The organism is Actinocrinis sp., assembly GCF_035938995.1.
Classification (GTDB): Bacteria; Actinomycetota; Actinomycetes; order Streptomycetales; family Catenulisporaceae; genus DASZGI01.
In genome coordinates this window covers 1-20,061 of record NZ_DASZGI010000339.1, presented here as the reverse complement: position 1 = coordinate 20,061, position 20,061 = coordinate 1, and the positions used below count along the sequence as shown (strand labels likewise).

General features: G+C 70.2%; 22 protein-coding genes. 8 read left to right on the top strand and 14 right to left on the bottom strand.

The window, feature by feature from the left end:
- Window positions 1–13: 13 nt before the first annotated feature.
- The 5 genes from VGZ32_RS24260 to VGZ32_RS24240 form a co-directional block, all read right to left on the bottom strand.
- A complete protein-coding gene (locus VGZ32_RS24260) occupies window positions 14–841 on the bottom strand; it encodes a hypothetical protein (RefSeq protein WP_326888492.1) in 828 nt (275 codons plus the stop codon).
- Between the two features lie 91 nt (window positions 842–932).
- On the bottom strand, window positions 933–1,910 hold the full coding sequence (locus tag VGZ32_RS24255) for an alpha/beta hydrolase (RefSeq protein ID WP_326888491.1): 978 nt from the start codon (window positions 1,908–1,910) through the stop codon (window positions 933–935).
- A 463-nt stretch (window positions 1,911–2,373) separates the two neighbouring features.
- A complete protein-coding gene (locus VGZ32_RS24250) occupies window positions 2,374–3,570 on the bottom strand; it encodes an acyl-CoA dehydrogenase family protein (protein ID WP_326888490.1) in 1,197 nt (398 codons plus the stop codon).
- A gap of 190 nt (window positions 3,571–3,760) precedes the next feature.
- Window positions 3,761–4,720: a CoA ester lyase gene (locus VGZ32_RS24245; RefSeq protein ID WP_326888489.1), complete on the bottom strand. Its 960-nt coding sequence runs from the start codon at window positions 4,718–4,720 to the stop codon at window positions 3,761–3,763.
- Between the two features lie 161 nt (window positions 4,721–4,881).
- Window positions 4,882–5,772: a DMT family transporter gene (locus tag VGZ32_RS24240; protein ID WP_326888488.1), complete on the bottom strand. Its 891-nt coding sequence runs from the start codon at window positions 5,770–5,772 to the stop codon at window positions 4,882–4,884.
- A 208-nt stretch (window positions 5,773–5,980) separates the two neighbouring features.
- Between VGZ32_RS24240 and VGZ32_RS24235 the strand changes: the two genes are divergently transcribed.
- Window positions 5,981–6,517, top strand: coding sequence for a hypothetical protein (locus VGZ32_RS24235; protein WP_326888487.1), 537 nt, complete (start codon window positions 5,981–5,983; stop codon window positions 6,515–6,517).
- Between the two features lie 77 nt (window positions 6,518–6,594).
- Here VGZ32_RS24235 and VGZ32_RS24230 read toward each other — a convergent pair whose 3' ends face one another.
- A complete protein-coding gene (locus VGZ32_RS24230) occupies window positions 6,595–7,641 on the bottom strand; it encodes a hypothetical protein (protein WP_326888486.1) in 1,047 nt (348 codons plus the stop codon).
- 205 nt (window positions 7,642–7,846) lie between these two features.
- Here VGZ32_RS24230 and VGZ32_RS24225 point away from each other — a divergent pair, with 205 nt between their 5' ends.
- The 3 genes from VGZ32_RS24225 (at window position 7,847) to VGZ32_RS24215 (ending at window position 11,006) form a co-directional block, all read left to right on the top strand.
- Complete coding sequence (locus VGZ32_RS24225) at window positions 7,847–9,214, top strand: magnesium transporter MgtE N-terminal domain-containing protein (protein WP_326888485.1); 1,368 nt, start codon at window positions 7,847–7,849, stop codon at window positions 9,212–9,214.
- A 49-nt stretch (window positions 9,215–9,263) separates the two neighbouring features.
- Window positions 9,264–9,779 carry a DUF1003 domain-containing protein gene (locus VGZ32_RS24220; RefSeq protein WP_414642590.1) on the top strand — a complete coding sequence of 172 codons (516 nt, stop codon included), beginning with the start codon at window positions 9,264–9,266 and terminating at the stop codon, window positions 9,777–9,779.
- Between the two features lie 69 nt (window positions 9,780–9,848).
- Window positions 9,849–11,006, top strand: coding sequence for an Mrp/NBP35 family ATP-binding protein (locus VGZ32_RS24215; RefSeq protein ID WP_326888483.1), 1,158 nt, complete (start codon window positions 9,849–9,851; stop codon window positions 11,004–11,006).
- A gap of 552 nt (window positions 11,007–11,558) precedes the next feature.
- Here the strand turns inward: VGZ32_RS24215 and VGZ32_RS24210 are convergent.
- Together VGZ32_RS24210 and VGZ32_RS24205 are read right to left on the bottom strand one after the other, a co-directional pair.
- Window positions 11,559–12,236, bottom strand: a complete 678-nt coding sequence (locus VGZ32_RS24210) for a hypothetical protein (protein WP_326888482.1) — start codon at window positions 12,234–12,236, stop codon at window positions 11,559–11,561.
- A gap of 24 nt (window positions 12,237–12,260) precedes the next feature.
- On the bottom strand, window positions 12,261–12,662 hold the full coding sequence (locus VGZ32_RS24205) for a sec-independent translocase (RefSeq protein ID WP_326888481.1): 402 nt from the start codon (window positions 12,660–12,662) through the stop codon (window positions 12,261–12,263).
- A gap of 189 nt (window positions 12,663–12,851) precedes the next feature.
- Here VGZ32_RS24205 and VGZ32_RS24200 point away from each other — a divergent pair, with 189 nt between their 5' ends.
- Together VGZ32_RS24200 and VGZ32_RS24195 are read left to right on the top strand one after the other, a co-directional pair.
- Window positions 12,852–13,076, top strand: a complete 225-nt coding sequence (locus tag VGZ32_RS24200) for a hypothetical protein (RefSeq protein WP_326888480.1) — start codon at window positions 12,852–12,854, stop codon at window positions 13,074–13,076.
- Between the two features lie 83 nt (window positions 13,077–13,159).
- Window positions 13,160–13,429 carry a hypothetical protein gene (locus VGZ32_RS24195; protein WP_326888479.1) on the top strand — a complete coding sequence of 90 codons (270 nt, stop codon included), beginning with the start codon at window positions 13,160–13,162 and terminating at the stop codon, window positions 13,427–13,429.
- A gap of 35 nt (window positions 13,430–13,464) precedes the next feature.
- Here the strand turns inward: VGZ32_RS24195 and VGZ32_RS24190 are convergent, their stop codons facing one another.
- The 3 genes from VGZ32_RS24190 to VGZ32_RS24180 form a co-directional block, all read right to left on the bottom strand.
- The gene (locus VGZ32_RS24190) at window positions 13,465–13,929 is read right to left on the bottom strand and encodes a zf-HC2 domain-containing protein (RefSeq protein WP_326888478.1); all 465 of its coding nucleotides are present in this window, start codon (window positions 13,927–13,929) and stop codon (window positions 13,465–13,467) included.
- Entirely contained in the window at window positions 13,929–14,534 is a 606-nt protein-coding gene (sigE, locus tag VGZ32_RS24185) for an RNA polymerase sigma factor SigE (RefSeq protein ID WP_349263731.1), read from the bottom strand. The genes VGZ32_RS24190 and sigE overlap by 1 nt, the downstream gene beginning before the upstream one ends.
- Before the next feature lie 470 nt (window positions 14,535–15,004).
- Window positions 15,005–15,172 (bottom strand): DUF3117 domain-containing protein, encoded by a 168-nt coding sequence (locus VGZ32_RS24180; protein ID WP_211467520.1) that lies wholly within the window; start codon window positions 15,170–15,172, stop codon window positions 15,005–15,007.
- 203 nt (window positions 15,173–15,375) lie between these two features.
- On the opposite strand from VGZ32_RS24180, the gene VGZ32_RS24175 reads away from it, so the two are divergent.
- Window positions 15,376–16,182, top strand: a complete 807-nt coding sequence (locus tag VGZ32_RS24175) for an enoyl-CoA hydratase-related protein (protein WP_326888476.1) — start codon at window positions 15,376–15,378, stop codon at window positions 16,180–16,182.
- A 243-nt stretch (window positions 16,183–16,425) separates the two neighbouring features.
- Here the strand turns inward: VGZ32_RS24175 and VGZ32_RS24170 are convergent, their stop codons facing one another.
- The 3 genes from VGZ32_RS24170 to folP all read right to left on the bottom strand — a co-directional run bounded on the left by VGZ32_RS24170 (window position 16,426) and on the right by folP (window position 18,814).
- A complete protein-coding gene (locus tag VGZ32_RS24170; protein ID WP_326888475.1) occupies window positions 16,426–17,010 on the bottom strand; it encodes a GrpB family protein in 585 nt (194 codons plus the stop codon).
- Between the two features lie 334 nt (window positions 17,011–17,344).
- Window positions 17,345–17,848 carry a DivIVA domain-containing protein gene (locus tag VGZ32_RS24165; RefSeq protein ID WP_326888474.1) on the bottom strand — a complete coding sequence of 168 codons (504 nt, stop codon included), beginning with the start codon at window positions 17,846–17,848 and terminating at the stop codon, window positions 17,345–17,347.
- Window positions 17,849–17,944: 96 nt separating this feature from the next.
- Entirely contained in the window at window positions 17,945–18,814 is an 870-nt protein-coding gene (folP, locus tag VGZ32_RS24160; RefSeq protein ID WP_349263730.1) for a dihydropteroate synthase, read from the bottom strand.
- Between the two features lie 257 nt (window positions 18,815–19,071).
- Here folP and bioA point away from each other — a divergent pair.
- Window positions 19,072–20,061: adenosylmethionine--8-amino-7-oxononanoate transaminase (bioA, locus tag VGZ32_RS24155; RefSeq protein WP_326888472.1), on the top strand; the 990-nt coding region annotated here is incomplete at its 3' end.

The following is a 20,061-nucleotide window of genomic DNA, read 5'->3' as shown; positions in this document are numbered from 1 at the left end:
TGCCCCGCGTCCGCTACTGCGCGCCTTCCTCCGCCTCCGGCTCGCCTTCGGCCGACCCCTCATGCTCGAAGCCGACCACGGTCGCGTACTCCGGTCCTTCTCCGATCGCCAGCAGCTGCGCGATCTGCGGCTCCAGCCACCGGGTGAGCGAGTCGACCGTCGAATCGTCCACCAGGTCGCCGACGCTCATCACGTGCGCTATGTCCCCGGCCAGCGATGCCGCGTGGCCGAGGGCCGAGTCGCGGTCCCAGGTGCCGTACGTGGCCGCACGGGCGTAGCCGCGGGCGAGCCGGGCCGCGCCGCCGCGCCCCGCCTTGTTGATGGCGCGGTCGGCCACCGCCAGCGCGTCGAACTTGACCCGGGCGAACTCCAGCCCGGCCGCGTCGATGCGCCGCCCGATCGCGTCGAGCTCCTCGCGTTTGAGGCTGGTGAGGGCGTAGATAAGGCCGAGCACGTTGCGCCCGTGCGGCCCGTACGCCCACCACGTCGGGACCTCCGCGGTGACCAGGAACTCGCGGCTGACGATCGCCTGGGCGCCGACGGCCGAGCTGGGGGTGAAGTGCTCCGGGGCGGGCACCGCCTGGAGCTGGAAGAGCCGGAAGGCGCCGTCCACCCCGAGTGTCAGGGTCATGTCGTCGGCCACGCCGAGCCCGGACTGCGCCGGCTCGGGGTAGACCAGCAGGCCGTACGGGTCCTGCGGCTGCTCGTCCTCGGCCAGTTCGGGAACCTGGATGAAGTGCGTGATCCCGCGCCCGAGCGCGTCGGCGAGATCGACGGTCTGCCGGTCCGGTCCCACTTGCCGGGTACCGTCCATGCGTGCGATCACGTAATAGGTTGCCATCGGTGTTTAGTCAGCCCTCCCTGTCGAGGTTCGCGCCCTATCCTGCCGCACCGCGCACGGTCGCGTCAGCGTGTGGCCGGTAATTGAGGCGTCAGGCCTCGCTGGATGCGGGCGGAGCGGGCAGGACCGACAGCACGGCGTCCGCCACGGCGTCCGGGCGGTCGAACGGAATGTAGTGCGCGCTGTCCGCCAACTCCACCATCTCGCCGTGCGGCGAGAGCGCGGCGAGCTCGCGTTGGCGCAGCCGCCATCCGTCGCGCATCCGCGAGGCGAGGCTCGGCGGCAGCAGCGCGCGCTCGAACCGCGAAGCCCCGAAGGCTGCCAGCACGCGCAGAGGCACCGGCGGGAAGGGCTTCTCGCAGCGCAATTCGAGCAACTGCGCGGCCAGGTCGTAGTAAGTGGCGTTCTCGAGCATCGCCGCCGTGTCGGGACGCCCGGCCGCGAACGTCGCCGCCACCTGGCGCACATCCGCGGCGTCGGGACCGTGCATCGTGGTCGCGGATATCGCCGCGCGCCGCACCACAGGGCCGACCAGCGCGCCGAGGCCGCTGACCCGCAGGGCGCCGCCGATCAACCGCCACCGGCGCACCCGTTGGGAGTATCCGGCCGGGGGCAGGGCGTCGGGCTCGGTCGAGCCGTCGACGATCACGACGCCCGCGGTCAGCTCCGGGTACAACCGTGCGAAGGCCTCGACGTGGAAGCCGGCGAGCGAATGCCCGACCAGGACGGCCGGGCGGCTCAGGTCGAGAGCTTCGAGCAGCTGCCGGATGCGATCGGCCTCGCCCGCCAGGCTGGGCGGGATCGGTGAGGGCTGCGACCAGCCGAGACCCGGCCGGTCGAAGCGCACGAGCGTGGCCCGGCCGGCGAGCAGCGGGACCACCGAGTCCCAGTCGTACCAAGCGCCGCCGAGCCCGGAAGTGAACACGACCGGCACGGAGTCCTGCGGCCCGGGGTCGACGACGGTGTGGTGGACGGTGCCGGCCACCCGCAGCAGCTGCCCCGGAACGTCACGGCGCAGCCCGGATCCGCGTCTCCCTGGATACGGTTCCGGTCTGGTGAAGCCATGCATGCGCACAACTCTATGCCTGGCGTGTCGGCCGGCTGTGAAGCGGACTCGCGAGTGGCCGCCGGACACAGCGCCACCAGCTCGCGCCGAGCACGTCCGGCCCCGACGCTGCTAGGGGTGTTTGGAAGGTCTCGCTAGGCCCGCGGCGCCTGCTGTGTGGTGGGCTCGCTGCGTGGGCGAAGCACCCCCCGGGTGCCGCCAGGCACCCGTGGTTCACAGCTTCCCGACACGAGGGAACTCCGCCGCCTTGCGATCGCACGCGCCAGACGCTGCGGGCTCACCGACACTCCTTTCCAAACACCCCCTAACCCGCGCCAGCCAGCCAACCCGCCCACGACACCGCCGGGCCACGCCCAGCACGCCTGTCCTCGACGCTGCCACCCGCGCTCACCGGCCGACCACAGCGCCGCCAGCTCGCCCCGTCCCCATCCCGCGCCGTATGACAATATTTTGATCTGTCCCACAGTCAGCCCTTGAGCTTGTACTCCTCCAGCAGCCGCCGGCCGACGATCATCTTCTGGATCTCCGCGGTGCCCTCGCCGATCAGCAGCATCGGGGCTTCGCGGTAGAGGCGTTCGATCTCGTATTCCTTCGAGTAGCCGTAGCCGCCGTGGATCCGGAAGGAGTCCTCGACGACCTCCTTGCAGTACTCGGCGGCGAGGTACTTGGCCATGCCCGCCTCGAGGTCGTTGCGCTGTCCGGCGTCCTTGACCCGCGCCGCGCGCACCATCATCTGGTGCGCCGCCTCCACCTTGACCGCCATCTCGGCCAGCTTGAACTGGATGGCCTGGTGCTGCGCGATCGGCTTGCCGAAGGTCGAGCGCTGCTGGGCGTAGGCGATGCCGAGTTCGAAGGCGCGCAGCGCGATCCCGCAGGCGCGGGCGGCGACGTTGACCCGGCCCACCTCGACGCCGTCCATCATGTGCGCGAAGCCCCGGCCGGTGGCTCCGCCGAGCACCCGGTCGCCGGGCACCCGCACGTTGTCCAGCACGAGCTCGGTGGTGTCCACCCCCTTGTAGCCCATCTTGGCCAGCTTGCCGGGCACGGTCAGGCCGGGGCGGACCTCGCCGAAGCCGGGCTCCTTCTCGATCAGGAACGTGGTCATGTTGCGGTGCGGGGCGTCCTGGCCCTCGTCGGTGCGGGCGAGCAGCGCGACCAGGTTGGAGGTGCCGCCGTTGGTGAGCCACATCTTCTGACCCGTGATCAGGAAGTCGTCGCCGTCGCGCACCCCGCGGGTCTTGATCGCGGCGACGTCGGAGCCGAGGGCCGGTTCCGACATGGAGAAGGCCGCGCGCACGGTGCCCTCGGCCATCCGCGGCAGGAAGTACGCCTTCTGCTCGTCGGTGCCGTGCTGCTTGATCATGTAGGCGACGATGAAATGGGTGTTGAGGATGCCCGACACGGACATCCAGCCGCGCGCGATCTCCTCGACGACGAGCGCGTACGTGAGCAGCGACTCGCCGATGCCGCTGTACTCCTCCGGGATCATCAGCCCGAACAGGCCCATCTCGACCATGCCCTTGACGATCTCGGCCGGGTACTCGTCGGCGTGCTCGAGCTCGGTGGCGACCGGAATGATCTCCTTGTCCACGAAGCCGTGGACGGCGGCCAGGATCTCCTGCTGGACCTCGCTGAGTCCTTCGGTACGGGCGAGTCGTGCCATGCGCTGGCTCCCAGGTCAGTCGTGCTCCCGCCCCCATGCGGCGGGGTGCGGGGCGGTGGAGGTCGGCGGCGCGGCGGCGGTCGGCGCGCCGCGCACCTTTGTTACCGGTGAGTATCGTCGCGGGCGGCGCGGTTGTGAAGTGTGGCGCGGGCCACGGGGCCGACCGGCGCACCGACCGACCCGGCGCACGCTACGCCCGCGGCGCCTCGAACTTGGAGGTGCGCACGAACCCGGCCGCGCGCCCCTTGCCCGCGACGACCAGGGCCATCTTGCGCGACGCCTCGTCGATCATCTCGTCGCCCAGCATCGCCGAGCCCTTCTTCCCGCCCGCCTCTGAGGTGAAGTAGTCGTAGGCGTCCAGGATCAGCTCGGCGTGGTCGTAGTCCTCCTGGGTCGGCGAGAACAGCTCGTTGGCGATGGTGATCTGGTCGGGGTGCAGCACCCACTTGCCGTCGAAGCCGAGCGCGGCGGCGCGGCCGGCGACCCGCCGGAAGCCGTCGGGGTTTCGCACCTGCAGGTAGGGGCCGTCGATCGCCTGGACGCCGTTGGCGCGGGCGGCCATCAGGATGCGCATGAGGATGTAGTGGTACGCGTCGCCGACGTCGTATCCGGGCGGCTGCTCCCCGACCACCAGCGACTTCATGTTGATCGAGGCCATGAAGTCGGCCGGGCCGAAGATGATCGTCTCGATCCGGGGCGAGGCCGCGGCGATGGCGTCCACGTTGACCAGGCCCTTGGCGTTCTCGATCTGCGCCTCGATGCCGATGCGGCCGACCTCGTAGCCCATCGTCTTCTCGATCTGGGTGAGCAGCAGGTCGAGCCAGACCACCTGGCCGGCGTCCTGGACCTTCGGCAGCATGATGCAGTCGAGGTTCCCGCCCGCGCCCTCGACGACCGTCACCACGTCGCGGTACGTCCAGTGCGTCGTCAGGTCGTTGACGCGCACGACGCGGGTCTTGCCGGTCCAGTCGCCGTTGTTGAGCGCGTCCACGATCTTGTGTCGGGCGCCCTCCTTCTCAAGCGGCGCGCAGGCGTCCTCCAAGTCCAGGAAGACCTGGTCGGCCGGCAGCGTCTGGGCCTTCTCCAGGAACCTGGGGTTGGAGCCGGGGACGGCGAGACAGGAGCGGCGGGGGCGGTTCTGCTGGGCCATGGGTTCCCTCCCGGGATCGGGTACGGACCGTGTCTTTTTCACGCTTCCCACGCGGCCAGAGCTTTATGGCGGCTGTAGATCTGGCCACGGGAGGAAAAGCGTCTCCCGTGGCCAAATCTTTCACCGCCGCTCTGCCGCGTGGGAAGCGCAGCTTGGCCATGTTACTGGTGAGTCACATCGGCCGTCTCGGGGGCGCCCGGGTGATTCCCACCACGCGCTCCCCCGCTGGTGGCCACGATCACCAGGCCGGTCAGGATGATCAGCGCGCCCGGGATGGTCGCCCAGGACGGCACCTGGCGGAGCCACAGCGCCGCGATCAAGGCCGCGGTCGGCACCTCGAGCAGGATGCAGACCGACACTACGGTCGCGCTTGTGGTTTTGAGCACCCGGTTGAACAGCGTGTGGCCGAGCAGCTGCGCGCCGGCGGTGAGCGCGAGGATCTTGATCCAGGAGTTGGCGGTCAGCCCGCCGAGGTGCTCGCCGGTAGCCAGCGCCAACAGGGCAAGCGTCACGGCGGCGGTCGTGTAGCAGATCACCGCATAGGGCGAGAGGGAGAGCGTCTGGCGGGCCTTCGCGCCGAAGGTCATGTACACGGCCGCTAGCGCACCGGCCAGCAGCGCGAGCAGGTCTCCGGAGAAGGCGCGGGCGGATAGGTGCAGGTCGACGCCGGACAGGGCGACCACCCCGACCACCGAGATCACGATGCCGGTCCAGGCGCGGCTCGAAACGTGTTCCCCGCTCACTCGGGCGATCAGCGCCGCGAAGATCGGCTGCGCGGCGACGAACGCGGTGGCCGACGCGACCGAGGTCATGGTCAGGCTCGGGGTCCAGGTGGCGAAGTGGGCGCCGAGCGCGACACCACCGCCGAGCGCGGCCAGCCACTGCGACCGGCGCATCGCGCGCAGCTCGCGCGCGTGCCGCCAGAGCGCGAACGGAGCCAGGGCGCCGGCACCGATCGCGTTGCGCCAGAACGCGATCGCCAGCGCGGGGGCGGCGGTAGCGGCGATCAACGGGCCGGAGGTGCCCACCGCGGCGATGGCGACCGCGAGCACGGCGATGTCGGCGCGCGGCGGCCGATGGACGGCGGAGACCAGGGACGCAGCCGGCGTGGCATCGGGTGAGGCGGTCTGAGCTGTCAGGGGTGTACCTCCCTCGCGGGTATGACACGCGCTGCCAGTCAGACTAGCGGGACACCAGCGAACTTCTACAGCCTGTCCCCACTATGAGATGCCGGATACCGCTGTGGGAAAGTTTTTTCTCATGACCAGCCCGTCGTCGCCGACTCCGACGCCTCCGCCGTCGCCCGCCCGCGCCGTGCTTCCGATCCCGGACGCCGCGCTCGTCGAGGAGGCGTGCAAGAAGTCGGGGCTGATCTGGGTCGCGGTGCCCGGCTCCCGAGACCGGGCGGCGTGGCACGTCTGGCACGAGCAGGACGGCGCGGGCGCCGTGTACGTGGTCACCGGCGGCGGCGAGCAGGTCCTCCCCGGGCTCATGGACGGCATCACCGTTCGGGTGACGGTCCGGTCCAAGGACAAAGGCGGTCGGCTGGTGTCCTGGCCGGGCGCGGTCGCGAGGGTCACGCCGGACAGCCCGGAATGGGCGGCGGTGGTTCCGGTCCTGCACGCCAAGCGACTCAACGCGCACGACGGCGAGGCACAGCCGGAGCGGTGGGCGGCAAACTCGGCAGTGTTCCGCATCCGTCCGCAGGGTGCGCTTCTGGAGGGGCCCGGCCGCTACCAACAGGCTTCGGGTTCCGCGCCGGTGCCACCGTCACCCGCAACGACTCGCAAGTACTAATCCACAAGCGCCAACGCGAGCCTTGGGGCGTAAGGGCGCTGGCACCGCCAGAGCGAGCAACGCCCTACTACCTGATATCAGCCGCCTCCGCCGTGCTTGTGTGAGGCGCTCGGCGTTGGGGTGGGCCAGGTAAAGCTGGCCGTCGGCCCGACAGACGGCGAAGTGCTCGAGCCCTCCGTCGTGGGACTCGCCGGGACCGAGGCAGGCCCGGACGAGGCGCCTGTCGGCGATCCGCTCGTCGACGGGACCCAGTACGGCGTCGAACTCGGCGAGCTGGACGGCAGGACCAGCAGCGCGTTGTCGAGGACTTGCCCGGGCAGCGGCGCCTGGACCGCGAGGCGCGCGTCGTAGCCGGTGAAGTCGAGCTGACCGCGGTAGCTGCCCGCAGTAGGCGCGATCCGGATCAGATAAGGCGCTCCGTCCGTGGCTACCCACACCGCCGCCTTGTGGCCGCCCGAACCGGTGCCGTCGAGCTCCAGGGCGTTCATGCCGTCTACCGTGCCGAGCGGCCCCTTCTTCCACGTCGCCGAGGTCTGCAACAGGTGGTCGAGCAGGTAGCCGATGCGGGTATCGTTCGAGAATCCGGCGTAGCGCGGATCCGCCGACGGGATCTTGACGTAAAGGCCCCCGAAAGCCTTACCCCCGTCCGCTGCTCCCGCCGCCTTCCAGAAGGACGAAGGCTGGGCGCTCCAGACCTGATCCTCGATGCGCAGCAGCCGGGCGGTGGCGCTCCCGTCGGTGATGTCGCCGACCGCGCCGAACTGGGTGAAGACCATGTCGAGGGTGAAGGTTCCGGCGGACGTGCTCGAGCGCTGCTGCGAGAACCCTGAGATCACCGTGTCGGAACTCGAGGACGTCGCCTTAGGCACCGGCACGCCCGTAAGTGTCCCGGCCAGTTGGACGGCGGAGGCGGATGAGGTGGCGTTGACCGCCTTCGACACGATCGCCTGGGGGTCGAACTCCGCGATGCCGTTTCCGGTGTACGGCACGCCCGCCGCGGTGACCACCTCGGGACGGAAGGACCGGTGCGCAGGGTCGTCGGCGGAGCACGCCGCCAGGGCGACGGCCGCCGCCACCGCGATGCACGGGCCCACCACGGCCGAAACGACGGATACACGTGCCATTCGACTCGCCGTCACTTCCCTGGAGGTCGTCGCACTCGCCGCACGGGTGCGCCCTACGAGTCCGGCAGTGTAGCGAGCCCGCGCCCTCGCCCGTTCAACAGATCTCCCGACTGTCGGACCTGCATGGTGCGGCCTTAGTCTGACTTCGCCAGAGATCCGGAACACGACCATGCGATGACGCACATACAAGGGCGGAGGAACTCGGGTGGCGGCGAGCAGGGCACACTCCCGGATCTTCGTCTCGCACCTGGCGGGGCAGGCCGTGTTCGACCAGGACGGTGACCAGGTCGGCCGGATCAGGGACGTGATCGTGGCGCTGCGCGATTCCGGCGAGCGCCCGCGCGTGCTCGGCCTGCTCGTCGAGGTCACCGGGCGGCGCCGGGTGTTCCTGCCGATGACGCGGGTCAACATCGTCGAGGACGGCCGGGTGGTCACCACCGGCCTGTTCAACATGCGCCGCTTCCAGCAGCGCCCCGGCGAGAGCCTGCTGCTGGCCGAGCTCGCCGACCGCAGCGTGCGGCTGGTGTCGGACGGCACGCCGGTGCACGTGGTCGACGTGGCCATGGACCAGGACGCGAATCGGGACTGGGAAGTGACCAGGCTGTTCGTCCGGCGTCCCGGCAAAGGCCTGCGGCGGCGCGGAGAGACCTCGGTGGAGGACTGGGAGGCGGTCACCGGCTTCGTGCCCGAGGACGGCGGAGCGCCGACCACGACGGCGCTCTCGGTCGCGTTCGAGAAGCTGCGCCCGGCGGACCTTGCGCGCGCGGTGCGCGAGCTGGCCCCGAAACGACGCGCCGAGATGGTGGCCACGCTCGACGACGAGCGGCTGGCCGATGTGCTCCAGGAGCTGCCCGAGGGAGATCAGGCGGAGATCCTCGATCGGCTCGGCGCAGAGCGGGCCGCCGACGTCCTAGAGGCGATGGAGCCGGACGATGCCGCCGACCTGCTCGGCGATCTGCCTACGGAGCAAGCCGAGCAGCTGCTGGGCCTGATGGAGCCGCACGAGGCGGCGCCGGTGCGTCGGCTGTTGGTGTACTCCGACGACACCGCGGGCGGGATCATGACCAGCGAGCCGCTGGTGCTGCCCCCGGACGCGACCGTGGCCGACGCCCTGGCGCGGATCCGGACGCCGCAGCTGTCCCCCGTACACGCCAGCCAGGTGTACGTCTGCCGCCCGCCGCTGGAGACCCCGACCGGGCGCTACCTCGGGATCGCGCACTTCCAGCGGCTGCTACGCGAGCCGCCCGCGACTCGGGTGGGCGCGGCGCTGGACACCGGAATCCACCCGCTGCGCCCGGAGCAGCCGCTGGCGGCGGTCACCTCGTTCATGGCGACGTACAACCTGGTGGCGGCGCCTGTAGTGGACGACGCCGGGCATCTGATCGGCGCGGTGACCGTGGACGACGTGTTGGACCACGTGCTCCCGGCGGACTGGCGCGAGCGGGACATGCCGTCCGAGTCCTCGAAGACTGATCACAGTCCGGACGGATCGGACGGATCGGACGGCTACAAGGGACCGGAGGGTGACCGGGATTCTGGCGGCGCAGCGGAGGAGAGCGGCCGTGAAGAGTGAGTCGCAGACGCATACCGCGCGCGGCGAGCGGCAGGCCGAGCGTACGCAGATCAGGCTTGACCAGCCCCGCTCCACGCAGCGCCAGCTGAACCTGCGCGGTTACGTAGACGCGGAGAAGTTCGGTCAGATCTCCGAGGACATCGCCCGGTTCTTCGGCACCTCCCGGTATCTGCTGATCCAGTCAGCGTTCGTGGTGGTGTGGATCGCGCTCAACATCCTGGTGTGGAGCCGGTCGATCCGCTGGGACCCGTACCCGTTCATCCTGCTCAACCTGGCCTTCTCGACCCAGGCGGCGTACGCCGCGCCGCTGATCCTGCTGGCCCAGAACCGGCAGGCGGACCGGGACAAGGTGCAGATCGAACAGGACCGGCAGCGCGAGGAGCTGTCCGTCGCGACGACCGACTTCCTGGTGCGCGAGGTGGCGGCGCTACGGCTCGCGGTCGGGGAGTTGGCGACCCGCGACGTCGTGCGCACGGAGGTACAGGCGCTGCTCAGGGAGCTGGGGGAGGCCAAGGGTCTGGCGTCCGGCCCGCTGCCCGCGCGGAAGGAAGACCCGCGCGAGTAGGCCGCGAGTTATCCACAGGCCAGCGACCCGTGGTCGAATCACACTCCCGCGGGCGCATAGCATGGCCGTATGCCCGACAACACGACGACCGTCGCCGCTCCGACACCGGAGCAGGTCCGCGCCGCTCTCGAGCAGGTGCAGGATCCTGAGATCCGCCGCCCGATCACCGAGCTGGACATGGTCAAGTCGGTCGCGGTGGCCCCGGACGGCACCGTCGACGTGGCCTTGTACCTGACCGTGGCGGCCTGTCCGCTCAAGGATCGGTTGACCAGCGACGTCAAGACGCACGTCGGCCAGGTTCCCGGAGTGCGCGAGGTCCGGGTCGAGCTGGACGTGATGTCGGCCGAGCAGCGCCAGACGTTGCAGACCAAGCTGCGCGGCGGCCGGACGGAGCGGGAGATCCCCTTCGCCAAGCCCGGATCGCTCACCCGGGTGTTCGCGGTGGCCTCCGGCAAGGGCGGGGTCGGCAAGTCCTCGGTGACGGTGAATCTCGCCGCGGCGATGGCGGCGAAGGGACTGAAGGTCGGCGTCGTAGACGCGGACATCTACGGCCACTCGGTGCCGCGGATGCTCGGGGTGACCGAGCGGCCGACCCAGGTGCAGGACATGATCATGGCTCCCGTGGCGCACGGCGTACGGGTCATCTCGATCGGGATGTTCACCCCCGGCAACGAGCCGGTGGTCTGGCGCGGCCCGATGCTGCACCGCGCGCTGCAGCAGTTCCTGGCCGACGTGTACTGGGGCGACCTAGACGTGCTGCTGATGGACCTGCCCCCGGGCACCGGCGACGTGGCGATCTCGGTGGCGCAGCTCGTGCCGAGCGCCGAGATCCTGGTCGTGACGACGCCACAGCAGGCCGCTTCCGAGGTGGCCGAGCGGGCCGGCACCATCGCTTTGCAGACGCGGCAGCGGATCGTGGGCGTGGTGGAGAACATGTCGTGGCTGCCGTGCCCGCACTGCGGGGAGCGGGTGGAGGTGTTCGGCGAGGGCGGCGGCCAGACCGTGGCGGACGCGCTGACCCGGGCCACCGGCGCGCAGGTCCCGCTGCTGGGTCAGGTGCCGATCGACATGCGGCTGCGGGAGGGCGGAGACAACGGCGAGCCACTGGTGCTCGCGGACGCCGACGCCCCGGCCGCGGCGGTGCTGATCTCGATCGCCGACCGCCTCAGCAGCCGGGCGCGCGGCCTGGTCGGCATGTCGCTATCGGTCTCCCCCGCCGCACGCTAAACCCCGACCCCAGCCCGCCACCACACAGCGACCCACCCGAAACGGCGCAGCCCGGTCGGCATGTCGCTGTCAGTCTCCCCCACCGCACGCCGAACCCAGCCCCGCCACCAGAAGCGACCTAGTCGGCATGTCGCTGTCGGTGGCGCCGCCTCGGCCGCGCGGCGCTTGCGGCCCTCCTCGGGTGGGTGGCTGGGTTTTGGAGTTGGATGGTTGCGGGGGCTGTTTGTGCGGGGGTTTGTCGGGGCTGGATTCGGTGGCGGTGCGGCGTGCTTGGTGGGCAGGTGGCGTGGGATATCCCCTGTCGGCCTCCCCCACCGCGCGCTGAACCCCAACTCCAGCCCTGCCATCAGACAGCGGCCTGGTCAGCATGGCGCTGTCGGTCTCCCCGCCACGCGCTATATCCCGACTCCGACCCCGCCATCACACAGCGACCCAGCCGAGATGGCGCGGCCTGGTCAGGATGCCGCTGTCGGTCCCCCCACGCGGCACGCTCAACCGAGCGCCACACCAATCTGATAACCATTCGATCCGAAGATCGGATAGCCGGACAACTCAGTCGTCGTACTGGTCCAACTCGGCGCGGGTGAACGCGAGCGAGTACGCCGACACCCCGCGCCCGTACGCGGCGAGCAGGCAGCGGCGCGTCGCCGTGGCCAGGACCCAGCCGTACTCCGATTCGCGGTAGTGGAAGACCTGCGGCATGCCGTCAACGGTGAGCGTGAGCAGCCGCCAGGGCAGGTCGCCGAGCCGGTCGGCCACCTGCGCGGCCATTTCGCGCTGCTGGTCGAGCCAGCTCTGCCGGACCGCGACCTCCAGGTGCCACGGCCACTGATCTTCGACCAGGCCGATTCCGGCCACGGCAGCTACGGTGGCCACCGTCGCCGCCTCAATCACCCCAGGCCCCACAGTGCCGTCGGAGCGCAGCTCTGGGCGGCTGGGCAGCGCGGCCATGGTGACGACGGTCACCGCACGGCGCTGGGGGTCGACGCCGGGGCGTCCGGCCGGGGCGTCTCCGTGCTCGAGGGTGCCGTAGCGCACCGTGCCGTCGGGATCGGTGCACAGGCCGCCGACGCGCCGGGAGCCAAACCAGCCATCGTCAAGGCCGTACCAGGGCAACGCCGCGGCACGGAACCGGAAGGCGAGTTCGGCGGGGCTGGAGTGCTTCGCGCGGGGATCGGATCTCTGCTGACGAGTCGCGGCTTGTCCGGGGGTCTGGGCCGGGCTGGTCAAGGTCGACTCCGTGGGTCGCTCGAGTTACGTGGCGTCCGCGTCGTAGGGCGGACGCTCGCCGGCCGCGAGGGCCGGGGGCTGCACCGCGCGCTGGCTTGGCACGTCCGCGGTGTTGAGCGGGTCGCGCAGCGTGGCGGTCAGGTCGTCGCGCAGCGCCCGCAGTTCTTCGCCCTCCCCGAGGAGGTTCTTGCGGACGAAGGTCTTGGGGTTGAGGTCGTCCAGGCTCAGGCCTTCGAACTCGGGGCCGAGTTCGTTGCGCAGGTCGGCCCGGGCGTTCTCGCCGAAGGCGCGTATCTGGCGCAGCAGCCGCGCGGCGCTGGCGGCAGCCTGGGGCAGCTTGTCCGGACCGAACAGCACGATCGCCAGCCCGACCAGCACGACTATCTCGAGCGGGGACAGATCGAAGAACATCACGGGCTCCGGCATCGGCTGGCGGGTGGTGCTGCGCGCGGTCCGTCGGACCAAAGTCCAGATTAACCGGCGGGGCGGCGTGCCAGACAGAGGCACCGCCGCGAACCGCGAAAACACCGTGTTCACCCGCCCGCGCGGGGATGCGCGGATCTGCTCGGCGGAGCGTGGCGCAGGTCCGGCGCGACGGCCTCGTTCCGTCGGCTCGTGCTCGCCTGCGCCGACCTCGCGGAGTCGCCCGCGCCTAGTGCACGTGGGCTGCGCTGGTTCGAACTGCGGGAGAAAGCGCAGTGCAGACGCAAATACCGGATGCTCGGGGCGATCATGTGTAGCTACGCGGTCGCGGCGCTCGACGTGGGTACGAAGGCCGACTGGAAGCGGATCTGCCAGTCGCTGGTGAGCGGATTGGTGCTGATGACTGATGGCGACTGAGGGAACTGCTCATCCGGCACGCGTCGATCCTGCGCCGCGACCGGTGGCTGGAGCGGCTCGCCCCTCGCCTACTGACGGCACTAATGACGGATGCCGACGCCGCGTTCGTCTCGAGACTGTCCGGACTCGACCACACGGCCTGCTCGAGCCAGCTGACGGCACTGGTGACAGGTGTCGACGCCGCGTTCCTCCCGACGTTGCCCGGACTCGACCACACAGCCGACTCAAGCCTGCGGGTGTTCCTAGCGTGGCTGCGCTGCGATGCTGGCGCTGCTGCCGACCGGCGGCGGCATGGCTATGACCAGGTGCGCACGGCGCTCAGTTCGGCGCTGCCGTGGCGATCGCCGAAGTAGAGCATTGCGGGCAGCGCCGACAGCGGCCGCGGCCCTCAGCGGATGGTCGGCAGGCCGCGGCCGAGGCTGAGGAACGCCGAGTCAGCGGACGAGAAGGCGCGGCCGCGCGAGGCCCGAACCCGGTTCATCGAGGGGTCGTCGCCGCCGAGCGACGGGTCGTCCGGCAGGTCGCCGATCGGCCGGAGGCCCACGGCGAACTCCGGCAGGAACGCCGAGGAGCGGCCCAGGAAGCCGCCGATCTGGGGCGGACCGTCCTGCGGCGGGGGCGGCGGCGCCTCGGTCTGCGGGATCTGGAACAGCGCCGCCATCAGCCGCGCCGAGGGCTCGGGCATCGGCATCGCGCCGAGCTGCTCCTTGAGCGCCCGCTCGGACTCCACCAGTGTCCGGCACTGCACGCAGCCGGCCAGGTGAGCCAGCGCGCGGTCACGGTCGTCGTGGGCGAGCTCGCCGTCGACGAGAGCGCCGAGGCGTGCCCCGAGGTGTTCATTGAAGCGGACCATCAACGCGCTCCCTTCCCGCGGGCCGTCCGCTGCGTGTCGTCGTCAATCGTCTCCAACGGAGGCAAGCCGGCCGCCTCGCCCGGCGCGCGGTGCGCGAGGGCGGCGCGCAGCTGGCTGCGGCCGCGATGTATGCGGGACCGGACGGTTCCGAGCTTCACCCCGAGCGTGGCGGCGATCTCCTCGTAGGACAGTCCCTCGATGTCGCACAGCACCACGGCCGCGCGGAACTCCGGGGCCAGTGACGCCAGCGCACTCTCGATGTCCGCGTCCAGATGGGTGTCGAAGTAGGCCTGCGCCGGCGTCGGCTCCTTGCCTGCCAACCGGTCCGCCGCGTCGTCCGCCAGCCCCTCGAAGCGGATCTTGGCCTTGCGCCGCACCGAGTCGAGGAAGAGGTTCGTGGTGATCCGGTGCAACCAGCCTTCGAAGGTGCCCGGCGTGTAGCTGCTCAGCGACCGGAAGACCCGGACGAAAACCTCCTGCGTCAGGTCCTCCGCGTCGTGCCGGTCCCCAGTCAACCGGTACGCGAGGCGGTAAACCCGCGCGGAGTGCGTGCGCACGACCTCGTCCCAGGACGGCGGAGTCCATTCCCCCGCACCACCCGGCACCGCCGACGGAAAGGAGTCGAATCCCGCCTCACCGAAATCACCAGAGCCCCCGAGTGCCACGGCACTACCTCCTCGTCGTCCGAGTACCGCTGCAACCACCCTAGTCTCCTGGTGTGACGGAAAGGCTGAGAGCGACCTGTGAAACTTGATAGAGCTCGACTCAAGATGCCTGAGAGCCCGCGTTCCCGGACGCCGTCCTGTCACCTCGACCAACGGCCGACCACACCGGTGGGTTCCCGAACTGTGGCGTGGCTCACTCCCGCGGGATGAACCGCCGTCGGACGACACTGTCCGCGGGGGACGCGACCTGCGCCGACGGTGTCGGGCACAACGAAGCCCGCGCGCCGGGTACGAAGCCTCAGCTTCTCCCGGTGCGCGGGCTGCTGTCGCCACGACCCTGGATGAGTCTGCGCAAGCTGCGTCCGCACGACCGCCGCCGGCCCCGCGGACCGGACGGCAGAGGGCAGTCGTCAGCCGACCACGTTCTTGAGTGCGTCGCCGAGTGCGCCCGCTTCGTCCGGGGACAGTTCGACGACGAGTCGGCCGCCGCCTTCGAGGGGCACCCGCATGACGATGCCGCGCCCCTCCTTGACCACTTCGAGCGGGCCGTCGCCCGTCCGCGGCTTCATCGCCGCCATGCTCGTTCCCCTTCCTCATCGGTTGCGCACTTTCGGACATTCGGTCCGTGCGCCTTATACACCGGACCGGGCCGGCATGGAACTCGTGCAGGGCGCGCGGACACCCTGAACCGATGCTCATTATCCCGCACGTCACCGGCAGTGGGAAAACACAACTTGAGAACAAGCTGGCCGCGAGCGTTACCAGCGAGTAACTTATTTTCGTGACCTCAGTCGAATCCACGCCCGTCGAACCCGTCCTCTACACGGTTTCCGGAGCGGTCGCCACGATCACCTTCAACCGGCCGGACGCGATGAACGCGCTCGACGTCGCCACCAAGGAAGCCCTGCTCGCGGCCCTGAGACGGGCCGCCGCCGACGAGAGCGTGCGAGCCGTCGTGCTCACTGGGACTGGACGCGCCTTCTGTGTCGGACAGGACTTGCGCGAGCACGCGCAGAAGCTGATGAGCGGCGAGCCCCCGCTGACTACAGTGCGTGATCACTACAATCCGATCACGCTCGCGATCGTCGAGATGCCCAAGCCGAGCATCGCCGCGCTCAACGGCGTGGCGGCCGGCGCGGGCGCGGCGTTCGCGTTCGCCTGCGACCTACGCCTGGCCGCGGAGACGGCGGCGTTCAACCTCGCCTTCGCCGGCGTCGCCCTTTCAGCGGACTCCGGGGCGTCGTGGACGCTGCCGCGCCTGGTCGGCCGGGCCAAGGCACTCGAGATGCTGCTCATGCCCGAGACCATTCCGGTGCAGCAGGCCGCCGACCTCGGCCTGGTCACCGAGATCGTCCCGGGGGACAAGCTCGCCGAGCGCGCCGCGGAGCTGGCGGCGCGGCTTGCCGCCGGACCGACCGTGTCGTACACGGCGCTCAAGGCGTCGGTCGGCTTCGGCGAGTCGCACACGCTCGCCGACACGCTCGTCTTCGAGGAAGAAATGCAGGCGAAGTGCGGCCGTACGGATGACCACCGGGAGGCGGTCGACGCGTTCCTGGCGAAGCGCAAGCCGGACTTCAAGGGCCGCTGACAGGTTCAAGGGAGGCTGAGTGCCCCGGTCCCGCCGCCGCGACGCGAGGGGCCTTGCGCACGCTGAAGATGTCGGGCTGGCGCCAGTCGCCAGCCCGCGTCAGCGCGGAGAACGTGCACGTGAGCAGCTGCACGCGTAGAAGCAGACTCACGCCTTAGGTGTGCGGGCAGGGACGTGCGCCGCATGCGGTCGCGCGCCACGGTGGCCGCAGCCACCACAGCGCTCGCGACTGCAAGGCTCGAATCAGCCGAGGTAGCCCGACTCCCGCAGGCCCGCGTACGCCCGGTGGGCCAACCGCACCGTCTCGCGCAGGAAGATCTGCTTGGCCTCCGCGTACGCGGCCGGCTCGTGCTTGAACCGCTTCGCCAGATCGCGCTTGAGGTCCGCGTAGAGCTCGCGGCGCTCCGGGTGCGTGGCGAGGTACTGGACCAGCAGAAGCTGGTCGTACTCGAGCACACCGCCGGAACGGCAGACGTAGACGTGCGTCTCCAGGCGCGGGGCGTGCGCCGGGAGCGCTCCCGCCGCAGCCACGAAGACTCGTCGGTCCGCCTCGCGCACCCACAGTGCGAAGCCGAGATCCTCGAGCGCCGCCCGGTACTCCTCCTCGGCGTCCGGCTCGGCCACGGAGACCTGGATGTCGAGATGCGGACGGCTGAGCAGCCCGGGAACCGCAGTGGAACCGATATGGTCCACCCGGACCGCGTAGCCGCCGAGCGATCCGCGGATCATATCCGCGCAGATCGCGAACTGTTCGCTCCACGCCCTGTCATAGGGCCTGATCTGTACCGGAGCCAGGTCGCCGACGGCGACAGCGGTCTCCACTGCCATTCCCACACCTCCCGCCTGAGGTGAAGTCAGGAAACCGCGCAACGTGCGCGGCGTCAAGATGTTACGCGGTAACCACCCAACGTAAGCAACGAGTCACGGGATCACAACGTTCCGACAGGCGCACGCCGTGACAAACCGGACGCCGTCCATGCGCCCCGGTGCGCGGCCTTCGAGCCCTACGATACCGCCGGATGAAGGTCAGGTGGAGGGGGAATGGAGGTTCGGTGTGCTTTCGGAGCCCGCGAAACGGGCGAACGGGAAGAAGAAGGCGAAGTCGAATGCGGCCGTGGCCGCTAGTCTTAAGGATTTCTGAGTTCGGTACGGATATGTCTGATTATGCGGACGGATCCGCGTCAACCGCTTCGTTGATACCCCGAGTTCCGGCGTGAGATGCGGCCGGGTCGGACTCATCTGTTGACGCGTTCTCAGATGGCGGGTTAGACGCCGCTCCGTTCGCCGCGAAGGAGCCTTCGGCGGCTGAACCCTCCGGTGCGGAAACGCCGGGATCAGCGCTTTCGAAATCCACGTCGGCGCGTCCGGCTTCGCCCTCCTCAGACCGCGGCGCGCGCCCTTCCAATTCCGCGATCCGCTGCTCGCGAAGATCGATTTCGTGGGCGAGCCGATCGAGCACGTCGTCGACCTCGTCCATGCGGTAGCCGCGCGCTCCGACCGAGAAGCGCACCCGGTCCACGTCACCGCGGGCGAGCAGTCCCTCGCGAGGCAGGGCGAGGTCGGGCCGGTCCTGCATCGGCTCGGACATGTGCCCGCCGCCGCCGACAGCGAGCCAGCCGACGGCCGCCAGCAGCGCGACGATCACCACGAGCTGGAACCAGAACATCCCGTTCATCGCCTTGGTTTCCCACTTCCGCGTGCACTGTCCACCGTAAGTCTGCCGGAGAGCATAGGGCACCCGGCTGAGCGTGGTGTCGGTCAGCTACGTCATGTTGTGCCTAGGGGCGACCGGCGGCCGCCAGCCCAGGATCGCCTCCGTCGTGCGCACCGCCGCCACGACGGACCGCACGTCGTGCACCCGGACGATCCGCGCGCCCTGCAGGATGCACACCACGACGGCGGCCAGCGTGCCCTCGAGCCGGTCGTATTGCGGCCGGTCCAGCGTCTCGCCGATGAAGTCCTTGTTGGAGACCGAGACCAGGACCGGATAGCCGAGCGCCGAGACCTCGTTCAGCCGCCGGGTCAGTTCGAGCGAGTGGTAAGTGTTCTTGTTCAGGTCGTGCCCGGGGTCGATGATGATCCGGTCCTCCGGCACGCCCCGGTCCATCGCCTCGCGCGCACGCTTTTCCAGGAACTCCGTCACATCGCGGGTGACGTCCTGGTATTCGGGGCGCCGTACAGGCACCCGCGGCTGCGACACGCTGTGCGCGATGATCAGGCATCCGCCGCCCTCGGCCACGGCGTCGGCCATCTCGGGGTCGTGCAGCCCGGTCGCGTTGTTGATCACGTCGGCGCCCGCGGCGAGGACCCGGCGGGCGACCTCGGGACGGTAGGTTTCGACCGACAACACCGCGTCGGTGCGAGTTCGGACCGCATCGATCACCGGCAGCACCCGGTCCAGCTCTTCCGCTTCGGTGACCTCCGGACCGGGGCCGAACGGCACCCCGCCGATGTCGACCCAGTCGGCCTCGTCCGCGACCGCGCGCTCGACCGCGTCGACCGCCTTCGCCAGCTTGAAGGTGCTTCCGCGGTCGTGGAAGGAGTCGGGGGTGCGGTTCACGATCGCCATCACGGCGACCTGCCGGGAGAAGTCGAAGGTCCGCCGCCCGATGGACCGCCGCGGATCGGCCATTCCGAGCGGGACGTGCGCGGGAGAGGGGGCCGGTTGGGGCACGTCGGGGTCGCTTTCTCGCGGGCCGGGACGGACGTGGCGATGCAGCCGGCGATGATCGGCGGCCGACACCGATCGTGGCGGGCTGGGCCGCCGAGCGTCAAGGGCGTCTCGGTTCGGGAGCGGTGCGGGCGGTCTGGGAGAATGTTCGCTCTCATCTGGAACGCAGCCCGCTCTCGTCTGGAGCCCTGCCCGCCTTCATCTGGAACACTGTCCGGGTGAATTACCAGGAGGGCGGCGTCGAAGCGCTGCTCGCACGGGATCGCGCCACGGTCTGGCACCCGTACGGACCCATGCCGGGAGCAGTCGAGCCGCTGCTGGTCACCGGGGCCGAGGGGGTGCGGCTGCGGGTCGCCCGGCCGCACCGGGAGCAGGTCGAGCTGATCGACGGGATGTCCTCGTGGTGGGCGGCGATCCACGGCTACCGGCACCCGGCACTGGACGCGGCGGCGCACGCGCAGGTCGATCGAATGTCGCACGTCATGTTCGGCGGGCTGACCCACGAGCCGGCGATCCGGCTGGCCGAGCTGCTGGTGGAGATCACGCCGGATCCGCTGCGGCACGTCTTCCTGGCGGACTCCGGATCGGTGTCGGTCGAGGTCGCCGTCAAGATGTGCCTGCAGTACTGGCGCTCGCTGGGACGCCCGGCCAAGCGCAGGCTGCTGACCTGGCGCGGCGGCTATCACGGTGACACCTTCCACCCGATGTCGGTGTGCGATCCCGAAGGCGGCATGCACAGCCTGTGGCGCGGGGTGCTGCCTGAGCAGGTATTCGCTGACATTCCCCCAGGCAGCTTCGACTCCGAGCCAGAGGCCGCGTATATCGCCCATCTGACGGAGCTGATGGAGCGTCACGCCGACGAACTCGCCGCGGTGATCGTCGAGCCGGTGGTCCAAGGCGCAGGCGGGATGCGTTTCCACAGCCCCGGCTATCTGAGGACGCTGCGGGACCTGTGCGACGCGCACGACGTACTGCTGATATTCGACGAGATCGCGACCGGGTTCGGCCGCAGCGGAGAGCTGTTCGCGGCCGACCACGCCGGCGTCTGCCCCGACGTGATGTGCGTAGGCAAGGCGCTGACCGGCGGTTATATGACCATGGCGGCGGCGCTGTGCACGCCGCGGGTCGCCGACGGCATCAGCCGGGGCGAGGTTCCGGTGCTCGCGCACGGGCCGACGTTCATGGGCAATCCGCTGGCCGCGGCGGTG